Origin of the sequence: Candidatus Pelagibacter sp. (assembly GCF_052049975.1) — a bacterium.
Classification (GTDB): Bacteria; Pseudomonadota; Alphaproteobacteria; order Pelagibacterales; family Pelagibacteraceae; genus Pelagibacter.
Genome location: NZ_JBNGYZ010000002.1, coordinates 386,068 through 403,338 on the forward strand (window position 1 = coordinate 386,068; position 17,271 = coordinate 403,338).

Here is a 17,271-nt window from a genome sequence, read left to right on the forward strand (position 1 = left end):
AATCATGAAAATGAACAATGAACTATTGGGTATTTTGTACATGATTATTGCTCAATTTTCATTTGCAACCAATGATGCTTTGGTAAAACACATTTATCAAAACTTTGATGAACTTGCTGTTTTAAATCAAATAATTTTCTTAAGAGGAATTTGTTGTTTAATATTTATTGGAATATTTTTGAGTATTAAAAACCAATTTAATACAAAATTAATTTTCTCATCTAATAAATTAACATTAAGAGGTTTACTTGAAGCTTTAGCTGCTGTTGGTTTTTTTGTGGGTGTTGCAAAATTACCTTTTGCAATGGTTTATATTTTATTAAGTTTAGCTCCAATAATAATGACTACCTTTGGTGCATTATTTTTAAATGAAAAAGTAAGATGGAAAAGATGGACAGCTGTAATAATAGGTTTTGCAGGAGTTGTTGTGGTTATTAATCCTGGTGAATTAAAGTTTGGTTATTATTTTATATTTCCACTTTTATCAGCATTATTTTTATCAATTAGAGATTTAGTTACTAAAAATATGAAGACAGAACATAATAGTCTTCAAATAGCTTTTATAACTTGTTTAGTTGTTACAATTTTCTTTGGATTTTTATCAGTTTATAAAATCTATTCATTTAATTTAGAGCAAAGTATAATTTTAATTATTTCAGCATTTTTTTTATCTTTTGGTTATATTTTTTCTGTTGCAACGATTAAAGCTGCATTAGTTTCTGTTACTTCAACTTTTAGATATACAGCTATACTTTGGGGAATACTGTATGGTTATTTCTTTTTTAATGAAACACCAGAATATAATACTTACTTGGGAGCTGTAATGATTGTTATCAGTGGACTGATTATTATCTTAAGACAAAAACAGTTAGGTAAAATTAAATAGTTTCCTCTTTAATTACTTTCTCTATTTCATCTACTAATTTTTGGGCAGCTTTGTTTGAAGGATAAATTTTCAATACTTCTTTATAACTATCTAATGCTTTTTCTAAATTATCTAATTTAATTTGAACCATTCCTTGTCCAGACAAAGCTCCAAAATGTCTATTCTCTAATTTAATTACTTTATCTATATCTGCTTGTGAAAGTTCATATTTTTTTTGATAATAATAAACTGTTGCTCTTTTATTCCAGCCTTCTGCCCAATTAGGATCTGCATCTATAATTTGTGTAAAAATTCTATTAGCCTCATCATAATTCCTGTTGTTCATTAACACAGTTCCATAATTCATCATTTGTGTCAGATCATTATTAGAGTGGTGTGTGGTCCATAATTTCCATATTTGATCTTCAATATTTCGAGCGATGTTTTGATCCTGAATTTTTTTTAGTTTTTTGAATAAATTATCTAATTCTTTATTATCATCTGCAAAGCAGATTGTTGGTAGTAGAAATAAAACTAATATTAATGATGAAAGTTTTTTAGACATTTAATAATTACAAACAAAATGTATGTAAAAATCAAATATATTTTTTCTTAAATAACCTTATAAAATTGCGATTATACCAGTAACTGCTACTGCACCTAATGCACTAGCTGTGATTATTAAGTTTTTCTTAACCTCGCTATTTTTTTCAGCTCTTACTCTGTTAAGTAAAATATTAACGTCAACTTTTTTTGGAGTATTAAAATCTTTTTCTACTAGATTATTTTGAGAATTTAATTCTGTGTTTATTTCTGAATTTATCATAGTGTAAGTTAATCATGATCTAAATATCTAAACAACAAATTTTTTGAATCTACAAATACGTCACATACACACCAGCGATGACGATGACAATCATACAGCTGATCCATACAAAAAGATTTCTTTTGAATATTTTATCTTGCTCGACTCTAATTCTAGACTTTAGAACGTTGATATCTACACGATCTGGTGTCATCTCATTATTATCATCCTCAGCTTCAGATGCACCTTCCTCAACTTTCTTTTTAAGAAATACTTTCGCCATATCTAATGAGAACATTTATCGAAAACTTTATCTATAGAGCTAAAGTTCAAAATGGGTCATATTTAGATTTATGGTTGTTCATTTTGGGTCATACTCATATATTGTTATCATTAGGATGAAAAAGGACATCAACATATCAAAAAGAATTCAAAGCAAAGATGTCTGTAATTGTTTGCTAGACAATTATAGTTATTTTTCATCAGACTGGATTTATCATCAATGGAATTGGCTTCATCAAAATTACTCTGCATTTAATGATTTAATTAAATACTTTGCTGCAATCTCTTTAGTTAGAAACACTTTAAGATTTTATGATCAAAATGGTTTTAAGTATAATTATGAACAATATTATGCTCGTAATGAAATTCAAATAGGTGAATTTAATATTTCCGAATTAGCAAAAGAATTTGAGCTTCCAAAAGAAACAATGCGAAGAAAAGTTTTAGAGCTTGAAAAAGCAAAAGTAATTAGAAAAGAAGGAAAGAAAGTTATTTTAAATAGATCTAATTACAATTTAATAAAACCAATTAATCAAATTCGAATTACATCAAAATATATATCAAAATTATCTAAATTATTATTTAAACAAAAATTAATTCACAAAGTTATCACTGAAGAAGAAGTCAAAACAAAAATACAAAAAGAGTTTTCAAAAACTTGGTTATGGTTTTATGAATTTCAATTGCCATTAATGATAAGTTGGAAAAAATTTTTTGAGGATGTACATATATTATATATTTGGGGCACATTAGGTTTAAATCAAGTTTACAATCAAAAAAATAAATCTAATTTGGAAGAAATTGAATCTATTGTATTTGATGATTATTTAGAAAATTTATTGGCTGACTCTGGTTCTGGATTAAACATTATGTCAATTGCTGAAATGACAAATATACCAAGAGCAACTGTAATTAGAAAAATGAAATATCTTGAAAATGAAAAATTAGTAAAGGTGAATAAAAAAAAACAATATTACCTTTCAGACTTTACACCTTTTAAAGTATCTCCCCTTATTAAAAAACATTTTAAATTAAAAAGTGATTTTATTGCAAAAATAATGAATTTAATTTTAGTTGAAGAAGCAAGTTAAACTAAAGTATAATTTAAAAATGGAAGTCGTTACAAAAATAGCACCAATCATTCTTGCACTTATAATGCTTGGATTGGGATTAGGATTAAAGTTAGAAGATTTTACAAGAGTATTTAAAACTCCTAAAGATTTTTTTATTGGTCTTATTTCTCAATTAATAATACTTCCAATAGTTGCATACATTTTAATTTTAGTTTTAAGAACTCCACCAGAAATTGCAATCGGAGTTATGATAATTGCTGCAGCTCCTGGAGGAGTTACTTCAAATATTTTAACAAGATTTGCTAATGGTGATGTTGCTTTATCAATTTCATTAACAGCAATTATAAGTTTGATTAGTATAGTTACTGTTCCATTAATTATTTTTACATCTGCTGAAGTTTTTGGAATTACAAATATATCTCAAAATATTTCAATGACTGGAATAGCTTTAAAAATGTTTTTGGTTGTAACAGTTCCTGTTTTCCTTGGAATGATTGTTAGAAAATTTGCAGAAAACTTTGTGGCTTCAAAAGTTGAAATGTTTAACAAATTAAACATGGTATTTTTTGCAATATTCTTTGTAGCTGCATTTTATGAGGAGAGAGACAACTTAATAAATTTTATAGCACAAGCAGGTTTAATTGCTTTAATTTTAAACTTAACAATGATGGCTATTGCATATTACCTTGCTAAAACTTTTGCATCAGGAATTAAGCAACAAAAATGTATTGCTTTAGAGTGTGGTCTTCAAAATGGTACTTTAGCAATTTTTGTATCTACTCAAATATTTGGAACAGATATTTTGTATGCAATCCCAACAGGAGCATATGGATTTATAATGTATGTAACTGGATTTATATTTGTTTATTTTCTAAAAAATAAATCTTAATTATTTTTAAAATCAGTTTGTTTTAAAGGCTTGGTAATTAAATTAATTGGATATTTTATCTTTTCTACTTCTACAAATAAACTTTTAGATTGTAGATCTTCATTTGTGTGATCATTCTTTATATATCCAAAAATTAAGTTCTTTTTAAAGTTAAATGAATAATTTCCTGAGGTTGTCCTACCAATAATTTTATCTTCTAAATATATTGGTTCATCATGAAGTAATAATGGTGCCCCTGGCTTGTTGTCTTTTAGAGTAAACATTGCAAATCTTCTATCTACCTTTTGATCTTTAATCTTTAGGAGTGCTTCTTTACCAATGAAGTTTACATCTTTTTTATAGCTAATTGTAAAATTTAGACCTGCTTGATATTGGTTTTCTTCTGGAGAAATGTCATGCCCCCAGTGCAAAAATCCACTTTCCATTCTCATTGTGTCCATTGCATGCATACCACAATTAGATAAGTTAAAATCTTTACCTTTGTCTACTAGAAGTTCATAGATCTTTTTTGCATCAGCAGTTTTAACGTATAATTCAAAACCTAATTCACCAACATAAGATAATCTTTGTGTCCAGATTTTAATTCCCTCAATTTCAATATATTTAGAAGTAGCAAATTTAAAGTTATCATGGCTGATATCATCTTTAGTAAGTACTTGTAATAAAGATCTGCTTTTTGGACCAAATATTCCAAACACGCAATAATCATCAGTAACATCCACCAGTTCAACACCCTCAGATAAATGTTTATTGATATGAAATTTATCTCTTTCTCTTGTTGCTGCTGAACTAATAATTCTAAAATGATTTTCTCCAACACATACAACAGTTAAATCAGTTTCAATACCACCATCCACATTAAGCATATGAGTATAAGTACATTTACCAACTTCATGCTTAATATTTGAGGTACATATTTTTTGTAATTCTTCATGTGCTTTATCTGATTTAATTTCAAATTTAGAAAAAGGAGTAAGATCATAAAGACCTACATTTTTCATTGTATTACTTGTTTCATATTCAACAGATGGATACCAGTTTTGGTAGTTATAACTATATTCGTATTCAGCTTTCTCTCCATCTAATGCAAACCACATTGGTCTTTCATAACCAGCTGAAACACCAAAACATGCTCCAAAACTTTTTAAGTTTTCATGATAAGGAAGTGTTTTTACATTTCTTGAAGTTTTGTGTTGTTTATACGGCCAATGCATTCCATACAAATCACCTAAAGACTCTGTAATTCTATCTTTAATAAAACCAAGATCTGAATGAAAGTTTTGAAATCTTTTTATATCGTAATTAAAAATATCTTCATTGATATGACCAGTCATTAACCATTCAGCAGTAACTTTACCTACTCCGCCACCACTTCCAATTCCAATACTATTTAGTCCACAACTTACAAATAAGTTTTTAACTTCAGGAACTTCGCCTAATAATGAATTTGTATCAGGTGTAAAAGATTCTGGTCCTGCAAAAAACTTTCTTATTCCAGCTTGCTCTAAGACAGGAAATCTTTTCATTGATGCTTCTAAATAAGGTTCGAAGTGATCAAAATTTTCAGGAAACTCACCAAATGAAAAATCTTCTGGAACTTTATTTGTTTTGTCAAACGCAGGAATTGATTTACCTTCAAATATTCCAATTAATAATTTTCCAGCATCTTCCTTTACATAAACACTACTATCAAAATCTCTAATCACAGGCAAAGTAGGTGATAAATTTTCAATTGGTTCTGTAATTACATAAAAATGTTCTGCGGGATATAATGGAATACTTACGCCCATTTTTTCACCTATTTGTCTAGACCACATTCCAGTTGCAAGCACTACATACTCGCACTCTATATCTTTTCCATTAACTCTTACTCCATGAACTCTTCCATTTTTAGTAAGAATTTTTTCAACAGGTGATTGTTCAAAAATTTTAGCTCCTCCTTGTCTAGCACCTTTTGCTAGCATATGTGTAACTCCACTTGGATCAGCGGCACCATCACCTGGCATTAAAACTCCACCTTTTAAATCTTCAGTATGCATCATTGGATAATTCTTTTTCATTTGGTCTTTATCCAAAATTTGAATGTCTACATCGTATAACTGTGCTGTTGTTGCTTGTCTTTGAAGTTCTTGCCATCTACTTTCTGTTTGTGCAATTGATAAAGCACCATTAATTCTTAAACCTGCAGAATGATCTACTTCTTTTTCTAATTTTTTATAAAGATCTAAAGTATATTTTCTAATCTTTGTTACAGCTGCAGTTGGACCTAATTGACTAACTAACCCTGCAGCATGCCAAGTAGTTCCTGATGTTAATTGATCTCTTTCTAAAAGAACAACATCTTTCCAACCAAATTTAGTTAAATGATAAGCAACGGAACAACCAATAACCCCTCCTCCTATGACTACTACTTTGGTGCTCGAAGGGTAATTCTTTTCCATTATTAATTTTTGACAGCTTCTCCTGGATCTACAAAGTTATGGCCAAATACGTCTGCAACTGCTTTATATGTAACCATTCCTTTATGCACGTTTAATCCAGCTAAAAAGTTTTTATCTTCGCTTAATGCTTTTTGATATCCACTGTTAGCTAGTTTAACTAGATAAGGTAATGTCGCATTATTTAGTGCCAAGGTAGAAGTTCTTGGAACACCACCTGGCATATTAGCTACACAATAGTGAACTATATCATCAACGATATAAGTAGGCTCACCGTGAGTAGTTGGCTTACTAGTCTCAACGCAACCACCCTGATCAATTGCTACATCAACAATCACCGAACCTCTTTTCATACTTTTAATCATGTCTTTAGTTACTAATTTTGGAGCTTCTGCGCCTGGAATTAGAACTCCACCAATTAATAAATCAGCTTCTGCTACTAATTTTGGTAAATCAATTTTATCACTTTGTTCAGGAATAATTTTATCTCCAAACATTCCAACTAATTGTTTTAATCTTGCTTCAGATTTATCAACTATATGAACTTTAGCTTGCATGCCAGTTGCAATAACTGCAGCGTTTTCACCAACAACACCACCACCTAAAATAACAACTGTCCCACCAGTAACGCCAGGTGCACCGCCAAGTAAAAGTCCTCTTCCTTTTTGATTTTTTTCTAAACAATGCGCACCAGCTTGAACTGACATTCTTCCTGCAACTGCACTCATTGGAGCTAACAATGGTAATCTGCCATTATCATCAGTTACAGTCTCATAAGCAATGTTAACACTTTTTGATTTGATTAAACCTTCAGTAAGTTCTTTAGCAGCTGCTAAATGAAGATAAGTATAGACAATTTGATTTTCTCTAATCATGTCTACTTCAACTTTTTGAGGCTCTTTTACTTTAACAATGATCTCAGCATCATTAAAAATATCTTCTGCTTTATCAACTATTTTTGCACCAGCGTTTGTGTATTGCTCATTTTCAAAACCAGCTTCAAAGCCACCATTATTTTCAACTAAAACTTCATGCCCTTCCGACACTAATGTTTTAACACTGTCAGGTGTTAAACCAATTCGATTTTCTTGAGGCTTGATTTCCTTAGGAACTCCAATTTTCATATCTAGAAAAAATTAATTCTTTTTACTTTTAGAATAATTTGTAATTCCAGTTCTTAGTTTATCTATAATTTCATCAATATGTTTTTTCTCACAGATAAACATTGGAGCAATAATTAAACAATCACCTGTTGCTTTAAAGTTTACTCCTGCTTCATAACAATGTTTGAAACAAGTATAACCTGCAGCACCTGGTTTTTTGTCCATCTTAATATCAATTCCACCCATCATTCCATAACCTCTGATGTTATCAACCACATCGATGTCTTGTAATGACATTAAACCTTTTTGGAAATACGGAGCTAATTCTTTTGCTCTATTAAAGATATCATCTTTTTCAAAAATATCTTGCACTGCTAGACCAGCTGCAACTGAAATTGGAATACCAGAATAAGTATAACCATGGAATAATTCAACTGATCCCTTTGGAGCTTCATCTAAGATTGCATCATAAATTTCTTCTTTACATGCAACAACTCCTAATGGACTAATTCCGTTTGTAGTTGCTTTTGCCATTGTCATTAAATCTGGAGTTACTCCATACTCATGAGATGCAAATGGTGAACCTGTTCTTCCCCATCCTGTAATCACTTCATCAAAAATTAAAAGTATTCCATGTTGATCACAAATTTCTCTTAATCTTTGTAAATATCCCTTTGGTGGAACAAGAGTTCCTGTTGATCCTGCAATTGGTTCAACAATACATGCAGCAATATTTTCTGCACCAAAGTTCATACAAATTCTCTCGAGATCATTTGCAAGTTCAGCTCCTGTTTCAGGTTGACCACTTATAAATTTATGCTCAGGTAAATGTGTGTGTCTCATATGAACAACACCTGGCATTAATACACTTGCAAAAGTTTTAACATTGTTAACCATACCTCCAACAGAAGTAGCTCCAATGTTCATACCGTGGTACCCTCTTTCTCTACCTACAAATCTAAATCTTTGGCTATCACCTTTTGCTCTGTGATATGCGATACAAATTTTAATTGCTGTTTCAACTGCTGTAGATCCACATATCGTATAAAAAATTCTGTTTAAGTTTCCTGGTGTATGTTTTGCAATTCTTGTTGCAAGTTCAAATGAACCTCCATAACCTTGTTGGAATGGTTGACAATAATCTAAAGTTTTTAATTGATTAGTTATTGCTTCAATAATTTCTGGTCTTCCATGTCCAAGAGGATTACAAAATAATCCTGAGCTTGCATCTATTTGAGTTTGTCCTTGATGGTTTTTTAAATATACACCCTTAGCTTCAACAATTAATCTTGGGTTTTCTTTAAAATCTTTGTTGGATGTGAATGGCATCCAGTGTTCATTTAATGAATTAGGTATCGCAGTTTTATTTTCTGAACTCATATTTTTCTTCTCTCTTTTTTTTATAATTATTTTAAATTGTTGAAACAGTGCATCTGTAGACTAAAAATAAAGCTAAAACCATAAATTTGTTATACAACCTTAAGTTGTCACATGTGCTACTTTGTGGTGCTACTTTTTTGTTTTACTTCTAGTTGAAATTAATTTTAAACTCAGGAATTATAAAACAACAAAGAGGAATAAATGAAAAAAATAATTAGTTTTATCCTAAGCTGTTTCGTAGCTCTTAATCTTTCAGTATCAGTTGCAAATTCTGCGGCAAATGAAGTTAGAGTTGCTTACTTCTTAGAATGGCCAACACCAAATTTAGAGGACATGAATAAAAAATTATTCGAAAAAGCTTTAGGTGTACCAGTAAAATGGACTAACTTCACAAATGGTGGAGCAATGACTGACGCAATGTTAGCAGGAGATATTGATATCTCTTACTCTCAAGGTTTAGTTCCATTTATTAACGCTGTAAAATCAAAAGCTCCACTTAAGCTTGTTGATATTGCAATGGAATACGGAATGGGTGGTACTACTTGTGTAACATCTAATGCATCTGGTATTACAAAAGCAAATGGTTCAGAATTAGAAGGTAAAAAAGTTGCTGTTCCACTAGGTACAATGGCTGAGTACGTATTTGACGAAAGTATGAAAGTTGTTGGTGCGGACAGAAATAAAATGGACGTCATTCAAATGGATCCTGAAGAAGGTGCTGCTGCATTAGTAAGTGGTGACGTTGTAATGGCTTGTTTATTTGGCGGTAACTCTATTAAAGCTGCGACTGCAGTTGGATCAAGATTATTAACAGTACAAGAAGCTAGAGATGCTGGAATTTTAGGTATCGACATTACTTCTGTGACTGACAAATTCATGAAAGAAAACCCAGGAATGGTAAGAACTTTCATCGAAGTTACTCACGAAGCAAATGCTAGATATGCTGCTGGTAAGAGTGATCTTAACGCAATGGCAAAAGAGTCTGAAATGAAAGTTGGAGACATGAAAGATACTTTAAGTGGCTTCAAATTTTTAAATGCAGAAGAAACTGCTCAATCTATGACTAAAGGTAACCTACATAAATTCTTAGAAGGTATGGGGACACCTAGAGGTAACGTAGATACTAGTTTCTTACCTCTTTAATCTATAGATTAGACAAATTTAAAATAGGCGCCAATTAAAAATTGGTGCCTATTTTTTTTATCAAAATTCGAATATAAAGTTGGCTTTATGAGTGATCTAGTTTCTGAAAATTTAAATATGATTTTCACAACGCCTCAAGGCGAAACAGTTCATGCATTAAAAGATGTTAACTTCACATTAAAAAAAGGTGAGCTTCTTTCAGTTCTTGGTCCTTCTGGATGTGGTAAGACAACTTTATTAAATATTACAGCAGGTTTTATTAGACCTACTTCAGGAAAAATTACTTTAAATAATAATGAAATAGATGGACCTGGTGTTGAAAGAGGAATGGTATTTCAACAAGGTGCTTTGTTTGAATGGCTAACAGTTGCCGAAAATGTAAACTTTGGGCTAAGAATGAAAAAAGAAGATCCTACTTTAACTGCAAAAAAAGTTGATGAATGGTTAGAGATAGTTGGTCTAAAAGGATTTGGTAATACACCTACTTATCAATTGTCTGGTGGTATGCAACAACGTGTTGCTTTGGCTAGATGTTTGATTAATGATCCTGATTTGATTTTAATGGATGAACCATTAGGAGCATTAGATGCATTAACCAGAGAAAAAATGCAATCGCTTGTGCTAAAAATTTGGAAAGAAACAGGTAAAACAATTATTTTAATCACTCACTCTGTTGAAGAAGCATTGTTGTTAGGTGAAAGACTTTATGTAATGGCACCAAGACCTGGACGTATACATAAAGAGTACAACTTACCTTTTGCAGCAAGAGGTTTAAAAGAGGATTTAAGAGAAATAAAGAAAGATACAGATTTTTCAAAAACAAGAGAAGAAATACTTACAATGATCTGGAATATGGAAGAAGAGATCATGGGGAGAGAAGAATAATTGTTAACTCAGATAGTAACATTTTTAATATTTGTCGCCATTAGTGGATGTATTCTTTATGGAAGAAAATTAATTAGAACTGAGAAAGTTGATGCAGTATTTGGTAATCCAGAAAGAGCCAAAGGGGGTGTTCACTGGGTTATTGTTGGAAGTAGTGCAATACTTTTAACTTGGCTTTATTATTCATGGGATATTGCTAAAGGATTTTATCCACAATCTGCAAATGAGCTTTGTCAGGTTGCTAAAGTAAACGACTCTTTACTTGGTTTAAAATATCAATTTCCAATTACTGAACGACAGTTCAAAAGCACATATCAAATTAAAAATGAAAATGAAAATCTTGAGCTAGTAAAAATTGATATTCAAAATTCAACTTTATTAAATAACCAAGAAAAAAATCAATTAATTGGCTTTGCTAACAGTACAATCAATTTAGTTCCTTTATTAACTAATCAAGACTTAATGGAGATAGATACTAAGAGGCAAATAGACGAAATTACAGAAGAGATAAAATTTCTAACTTCAAATTTTATAAAACCAGATTATCCATTCGAAACAGACTCTGAAAGAGCTACAAGATTAAAAGCTGTTGAAGAACAAGGTGGCTGGAGTTTAGTTAAAGTTGATGCTGGAAGTGGCTCAATTGAAAATACTATTGAGGTTCCAAATGTTGCAGCAACTGATAGAGGATTAAAGTTTCATGCAGCAGCACAGGAATTAAAGCTGATTAGTGATAAATTTTTCAAATTAAGAAATCACAATCCTCAATTTAAAAGCTCAATTAAACAAATTAAAGATGATGTAAAAGCTTACAGAAAAAGTTTAAGCGACAGTCAAGAGTTAGCTTCAACTTATGCAAAAGATATAGTCAAAATTGCAAGAAGAATAGAATTTGCAAGTATTTATCCACCTAACACATTAAATGAAATGCAAAATGCAATTATAGAATTTAATGATGCCTTAAAAACTGAACAAGGTGGATTGAGATTTATTGATATCTTTTTATTCCCAACCGGTACAATTGTTGCAAGTGGAGATAATTGCTCTGAACAAGGTACTGGAAGATGGTTACCTAAACCGTCTGATACATTCAATAAGTTTGTACTAATGTTAAAACCAAGTGTTGGTTACAAAGATGTACCATTACTTTGGATTGAATTGGTTGATGTGAGTAAGATGATTGGTTTCTTGCTTCCTGATTGGATTGCAGACATTTTACCAGGTGAATATCCTGTTCATACTAAGGATGGAAAAGTAGAACAAAACTTTAAAGGTGGAGTATTAAAAATAGTAACAGGTGACTTTGAATTATTTAAAGTTCCAGTACCATATGGACATATATGGGACTCGTTCATGAGAGTTTTCCTAGGATTAGTATTTGGAATTATAATTGGTGTGCCACTTGGATTGTTTATGGGGCTAAATAGATTTGCCAAAGGTTTCTTTGATCCACTAATTGAGCTTTATAGACCGGTCCCTCCTCTTGCTTGGGCGCCATTGATTATTTCAGTTCTTGGAATTGATAACTCTGGAAAAATATTTTTATTATTTATGGTATCACTATCTATTATGATTATTTCTGCAAGAGCTGGTGCTTCTGGTACGCAGTTATCAAAAATTCATGCAGCTCACTCTTTAGGTGCTTCTAAAAAACAAATATTAAGATATGTAATTTTTCCAAACTCATTACCAGAAATATTAACAGGTATTAGAGTTGCGGTTGGAATGTGTTGGGGAACGTTAGTTGCAGCTGAGTTTTTAGCAGGTACAACTGGAATAGGTTTTGTTGAAAACGTTGCTAAGAAATATTTCCAATATGAAGTAATTTGGATAACTATATTTATAATGGGAATGCTGGGCCTTTTATTTGATGTAACTTTAAGAAAACTAATTGATAAATACATTCCTTGGCGTGGTAAAGGTTAATGGTTAAAAACATCCTTATCTTTATTTTTTTAGTTATTGCTGTTGTTGTGATCATGAATTTTAGTGATCATAACTTTAAAAGAGCTGTTCAGGCTTGTATAGCTGGAAGTCAACTAGACGAAAAAATTAAATTTGAGAACGTTGAGGAAGCTACTAAATTTTGTGAAGACAAGATAAAAAATAAAGACAAATGAAGTCAAACAAAATTAAATCAATTGTAAAAGAAATTTTCATTAAACATAAACTTAGCTCAGACCACGCAAAAATTTGTGCTGACGCTCTAATAAATGCTGAACAAGTTGGTGCTTATGGTCATGGATTATCTAGACTAAAAATGTATTGTGATCGAATTAAAAAAAAAGTTATTAATCCAAAGCCTAAAATAAAAATCAAAAATATTTCACAATCAATCTCTCAAATAGATGCTAATGACAGTATTGGTTTTGTTGCTGCAGATATAGCAATTAAAACAGCTATAAAAAATGCAAAAAAAACTGGCTTAGGATTAGTGGGAGTTAAAAATAGCGGTCATTATGGATTATCTGGTTATTATGCAGAACAAGCAACGAAGAAAAATCTAGTGACAATGATTTTTACTAATGCTCCTCCTGCTATTGCTCCCCATGGTGCATTAAAAAGTTTATTTGGAACAAATCCAATTTGTTTTGGCACACCTACTGGCTCAAAAATTCCTTTCATTTTGGATACATCTATCTCAATGATTAATAGAGGAAAAATAAGAGTAGCAGCGAGAAATAATCAAAAAATTCCTGAGGGCGTTGCTCTAGACAATAAGGGTAGACCTACCACAGATGCAAAAAAAGCTCTTGAAGGAGTTCAGCTACCAATCGCTGGATTTAGAGGTTCTGGTTTAGCTTGGATGGTTGATATTTTAAGTGGAGTTCTAACAGGAGGAAATCATGCTGGGAAGGTTAAAGATCCTTTTGATGATTTTACAGGACCACAAAATATTGGACATTTATTTTTTACATTTAAACCAAACTTATTTGTTAATAATTACAATCAAAGAATTAAAGAGAATATTAAAACTATTAAGAAGCTTCCAAAAATTAATGGAGTTAAAGAAATTCTATATCCAGGACAAAATAAATTTAAAAGATTTCAAATCAATTCAAAGAAAGAAATTAATATTCCTTCAAATATTGCAGAAGATATAAGACTTTTAAGATCTTAAAAAAAACTATATATAAATCCAAAATAATTTATAAATACTTTTCATGCTTTCAAACAAAGAAATTCTTTGCCCAAATAATCTTCTAGATTATTCATCAAAAAAGAAAGGTATTAAAGCTGCAATTGTAAATGCTGGAAAACCTTTAGCCATGCTATCAGTACAAGATGCGGTGAATGAAAATTTAATTGAACCTATTTTTATAGGAGACAAAAAAGAAATTTTAAAATGTGCTGAAGATTTAACTTTTGATGTCTCAAAATATGAAATTATTGATGAAAGTGTAGAAAACAATACTGCACCTATTGCTGCTAAACTGGCTAGTGAAGAAAAAGTTCAAATAATTGTCAAAGGCCATATTCATACAGATATTTTGATGAAAGAGGTTTTAAAACGAGATTATGGATTAATTGGAAAAACAAGACTTAGTCATATTTGGCACATGACAATAAATAAAGATGATAAACCATTAATTATTACTGATGGTGCATTAAATGTTTTACCAAATTTAAAAACAAAAATGCACATATTAAAAAATGTAGTTAACTTTTCTAATCGAATTGGAATAAATAAACCCAAAATTGCCCTACTTTCAGCTACTGAAGAAGTTATTGAAAGTGTTCCAAGCTCAGTTGAAGCTGCTGAACTTACAAAAATAGCTAAAGATGAAAACCTTAACGCTGAAATTTTTGGACCTTTAGCATTTGATAATTGTATCTCAAAAAAATCTGCTGCTATTAAAGGTATAAAAAATGATGTTGCAGGAGATGCTGATGTTTTATTGGTACCAAATGTTGAAGCTGGGAATTCATTAGTCAAAATGATGATTTACTTTTGTGGAGCGTGTGCTGCAGGTGTGGTTGTTGGTGGTAAAGTTCCAATAGTTATTACTAGTAGATCTGATGAAGCACAGGCTAGATTAGCATCAATTGCAGCTGCAGTTGTTGCTTTAGACTAAAAGTTGCATTGCAATAATCTTGAAATTGTCTAAAACATCCTCACTAAAAATTTAAAGGAACAATAATGGCAATCACTTATTTAAAAAAATCACCAAAAACATCTTCAACTGATGACACAAAAACTACTGGGATCGTACAAGATCTTTTAAAAGATTTAGAAAACACTAAAGAACAAGGTTGCATAGATCTTACAAAAAAATTTGATAAGTATGATGGTGAAATTATTGTTTCAAAAGAAAGAATTGAAGAAATTAAAAAAACTTTAGATCAAAAAACTAAAGATGATATTCAATTTTCTTATGATCGTGTTAGAAAATTTGCAGAAGCACAACTAAAAAACTATGGACAAGATTTTGAAGTAGAATTATCTGATGGATTGTATGCTGGTCAAAAATTAGTTCCTGTGAATACAGCTGGTTGTTATATACCTGGTGGAAGATATGCTCACATTGCATCAGCTGTAATGAGTGTAACAACTGCAAAAGTTGCTGGTGTAAAAAACATTATTGCTTGTAGCCCACCAAAAGAAGGTGTGGGAGCTCATCCTACTATCGTATATACGGCTGACCTTTGTGGTGCAGATGTAATTTTAAATTTAGGTGGTGTTCCTGCTATTGCTGCAATGACAAATGGATTATTTAATAATCCTCCCGCTGATATTATTGTTGGTCCCGGTAATCAGTTTGTAGCTGAAGCAAAAAGAATTTTATTTGGTAAAGTTGGTATAGATTTATTTGCTGGTCCAACTGAAATTGGAATTATAGCGGATGCAAAAGCAGATCCTGAAATTGTTGCTGTTGATTTAGTCGGTCAAGCAGAGCATGGATATAATTCTCCTTGTTGGTTGTACACAACAAGTAAAGAGCTTGCAGAAAAAGTAATGAAGAGAGTTCCAGAACTAATCGCTGAACTTCCTGAGGTACCTAGACAAAATGCTGATGCTGCATGGAGAGATTATGGAGAAGTAATCTTATGTGATACAGATGAAGAGATGGTTAAAGTAAGTGATGAATATGCTCCAGAACATTTAGAAGTGCAAACAGAAAACTTAAAATGGTTCCATGAAAGATTAACCAATTATGGATCTTTATTTGTTGGTGAAGAAACTACAGTTGCTTACGGTGATAAATGTTCAGGAACAAATCATATTTTACCAACTAAAGGTGCCGGAAGATATACGGGTGGATTATTTGTTGGAAAATTTATTAAAACTTTAAGTTTCCAAAGAATGACTAAAGAGTCTACGGAATTAGTTGGTGCGGCTGCTGCAAGAATATCTAGATATGAAGGTATGGAAGCGCATGCAAGAACTGGTGATGTAAGATTAAAGAAATACGGTTATTCAAACTAACCACACCAAGAAATACTTCCAACAGTTTGATCTGTAGAGTTGTAAACTGGTTTATTTAAAAAACTTTCAAGTTCATCTTTATTAATAAGATTTAACTCAGATATCATCCCTGCTATTGCAGTTGATGATGCTCTAGAATTACCATCAGTTATTTTAACAACAGCAGCAATTTTTAGCTCTGGAATGATTGCAGCAAAAACTCCTTCTGCACCATTTTTAAAAAAAGCTTTTTTATTTAATATTTTAGTTAGAATTGAATTATCACTTTCTTTTCCGCCAGCATATTCTGGCTCACTAACACATGAATTATAAATTGTTTCAGCAATACCACTTAGCTCTCCTAATTTTTTAAAATCAGCAAAGTTTGCAAGTAACTGACCAAATTTTTTTAAAGGCATAAAAGGATTGGGAAGAGTACATCCATCCACTCCTACTTTATCAATTTTAAATTCTGCTAAATCCTCAATAATTGAAAAAAGTTCTTTTTGTATAGTGTGATCAGGAGAATTATAATTTTCAATTGGTAGATCTCTATCTAAAGAGACTGCTAAATGAGCGCAATGTTTTCCTGAACAATTATGAAAAATTTTTCTTCTTTTTTTATATTTATCATAAGCTTTAAACTTTTCTGGTAATTGCCAAGGCCAATCTTCACCACATGCAAGTTTACTTTCATCAGTATTAATTTCTTTTAACCATTTTAAAATTAATTCTTGGTGAATTTCTTCTGCAAAATGAGAGGATGTTGAAAATGCAATTTGTTTGGCTGACAATTTGGCTTTTTCCATGTATCCATTTTTATAAAGATTGAGTGACTGAATAGGTTTTAATGAAGATCTTGGATATATAAGATGAGAACTATCACCCCACTCTTTTAAAATTTTTCCAGACGAGTCTATGATTACGCCATGACCATAGTGTTCACTTTCAATTGATCCGTTACGTGTAACATTAACAAGTTTTTTAACCATAATTTAAGA

17 protein-coding genes are annotated in these 17,271 nt (G+C 31.0%); 10 read left to right on the plus strand and 7 right to left on the minus strand.

What is annotated here, in order from left to right; all coding sequences use genetic code 11:
* Window positions 1–10: 10 nt before the first annotated feature.
* Complete coding sequence (locus ACTT9U_RS05800) at window positions 11–886, plus strand: DMT family transporter (RefSeq protein ID WP_440932220.1); 876 nt, start codon at window positions 11–13, stop codon at window positions 884–886.
* Here the strand turns inward: ACTT9U_RS05800 and ACTT9U_RS05805 are convergent.
* From ACTT9U_RS05805 to ACTT9U_RS05815, 3 genes are read right to left on the minus strand one after another with little or no spacing between them, the layout of a single operon-like run.
* A complete protein-coding gene (locus tag ACTT9U_RS05805) occupies window positions 879–1,430 on the minus strand; it encodes a tetratricopeptide repeat protein (RefSeq protein WP_440932221.1) in 552 nt (183 codons plus the stop codon). The two genes, ACTT9U_RS05800 and ACTT9U_RS05805, sit on opposite strands and share 8 nt — an antisense overlap.
* Window positions 1,431–1,487: 57 nt before the next feature.
* A complete protein-coding gene (locus ACTT9U_RS05810) occupies window positions 1,488–1,691 on the minus strand; it encodes a hypothetical protein (RefSeq protein WP_440932222.1) in 204 nt (67 codons plus the stop codon).
* A 49-nt stretch (window positions 1,692–1,740) separates the two neighbouring features.
* Window positions 1,741–1,953: a hypothetical protein gene (locus ACTT9U_RS05815; protein ID WP_440932223.1), complete on the minus strand. Its 213-nt coding sequence runs from the start codon at window positions 1,951–1,953 to the stop codon at window positions 1,741–1,743.
* A gap of 115 nt (window positions 1,954–2,068) precedes the next feature.
* On the opposite strand from ACTT9U_RS05815, the gene ACTT9U_RS05820 reads away from it, so the two are divergent.
* The gene (locus tag ACTT9U_RS05820) at window positions 2,069–3,043 is read left to right on the plus strand and encodes a hypothetical protein (protein ID WP_440932224.1); all 975 of its coding nucleotides are present in this window, start codon (window positions 2,069–2,071) and stop codon (window positions 3,041–3,043) included.
* Between the two features lie 19 nt (window positions 3,044–3,062).
* On the plus strand, window positions 3,063–3,914 hold the full coding sequence (locus ACTT9U_RS05825) for a bile acid:sodium symporter family protein (protein WP_440932225.1): 852 nt from the start codon (window positions 3,063–3,065) through the stop codon (window positions 3,912–3,914).
* Here ACTT9U_RS05825 and ACTT9U_RS05830 read toward each other — a convergent pair.
* The 3 genes from ACTT9U_RS05830 to ACTT9U_RS05840 are packed head-to-tail and all read right to left on the minus strand — an operon-like array spanning window position 3,911 to window position 8,835.
* On the minus strand, window positions 3,911–6,355 hold the full coding sequence (locus ACTT9U_RS05830) for a GcvT family protein (protein ID WP_440932226.1): 2,445 nt from the start codon (window positions 6,353–6,355) through the stop codon (window positions 3,911–3,913). The two genes, ACTT9U_RS05825 and ACTT9U_RS05830, sit on opposite strands and share 4 nt — an antisense overlap.
* Before the next feature lie 2 nt (window positions 6,356–6,357).
* On the minus strand, window positions 6,358–7,476 hold the full coding sequence (gene ald, locus ACTT9U_RS05835; RefSeq protein WP_440932227.1) for an alanine dehydrogenase: 1,119 nt from the start codon (window positions 7,474–7,476) through the stop codon (window positions 6,358–6,360).
* A 12-nt stretch (window positions 7,477–7,488) separates the two neighbouring features.
* Window positions 7,489–8,835, minus strand: coding sequence for an aminotransferase class III-fold pyridoxal phosphate-dependent enzyme (locus ACTT9U_RS05840; RefSeq protein WP_440932228.1), 1,347 nt, complete (start codon window positions 8,833–8,835; stop codon window positions 7,489–7,491).
* 201 nt (window positions 8,836–9,036) lie between these two features.
* Between ACTT9U_RS05840 and ACTT9U_RS05845 the strand changes: the two genes are divergently transcribed.
* The 7 genes from ACTT9U_RS05845 (at window position 9,037) to hisD (ending at window position 16,291) form a co-directional block, all read left to right on the plus strand.
* Window positions 9,037–9,978 carry an ABC transporter substrate-binding protein gene (locus ACTT9U_RS05845; RefSeq protein WP_440932229.1) on the plus strand — a complete coding sequence of 314 codons (942 nt, stop codon included), beginning with the start codon at window positions 9,037–9,039 and terminating at the stop codon, window positions 9,976–9,978.
* Between the two features lie 87 nt (window positions 9,979–10,065).
* The gene (locus ACTT9U_RS05850) at window positions 10,066–10,863 is read left to right on the plus strand and encodes a taurine ABC transporter ATP-binding protein (protein ID WP_440932230.1); all 798 of its coding nucleotides are present in this window, start codon (window positions 10,066–10,068) and stop codon (window positions 10,861–10,863) included.
* Entirely contained in the window at window positions 10,864–12,789 is a 1,926-nt protein-coding gene (locus tag ACTT9U_RS05855; protein ID WP_440932231.1) for an ABC transporter permease, read from the plus strand.
* Complete coding sequence (locus ACTT9U_RS05860; protein ID WP_440932232.1) at window positions 12,789–12,983, plus strand: hypothetical protein; 195 nt, start codon at window positions 12,789–12,791, stop codon at window positions 12,981–12,983. Before ACTT9U_RS05855 ends, ACTT9U_RS05860 begins: the two co-directional genes overlap by 1 nt.
* Window positions 12,980–13,984 carry an Ldh family oxidoreductase gene (locus tag ACTT9U_RS05865; protein WP_440932233.1) on the plus strand — a complete coding sequence of 335 codons (1,005 nt, stop codon included), beginning with the start codon at window positions 12,980–12,982 and terminating at the stop codon, window positions 13,982–13,984. The genes ACTT9U_RS05860 and ACTT9U_RS05865 overlap by 4 nt, the downstream gene beginning before the upstream one ends.
* 43 nt (window positions 13,985–14,027) lie before the next feature.
* The gene (locus ACTT9U_RS05870; protein ID WP_440932234.1) at window positions 14,028–14,939 is read left to right on the plus strand and encodes a bifunctional enoyl-CoA hydratase/phosphate acetyltransferase; all 912 of its coding nucleotides are present in this window, start codon (window positions 14,028–14,030) and stop codon (window positions 14,937–14,939) included.
* A 65-nt stretch (window positions 14,940–15,004) separates the two neighbouring features.
* Window positions 15,005–16,291 carry a histidinol dehydrogenase gene (hisD, locus tag ACTT9U_RS05875; protein ID WP_440932235.1) on the plus strand — a complete coding sequence of 429 codons (1,287 nt, stop codon included), beginning with the start codon at window positions 15,005–15,007 and terminating at the stop codon, window positions 16,289–16,291.
* Here hisD and ACTT9U_RS05880 read toward each other — a convergent pair.
* Window positions 16,288–17,262: an asparaginase gene (locus ACTT9U_RS05880; protein WP_440932236.1), complete on the minus strand. Its 975-nt coding sequence runs from the start codon at window positions 17,260–17,262 to the stop codon at window positions 16,288–16,290. The two genes, hisD and ACTT9U_RS05880, sit on opposite strands and share 4 nt — an antisense overlap.
* Window positions 17,263–17,271 lie beyond the last annotated feature (9 nt).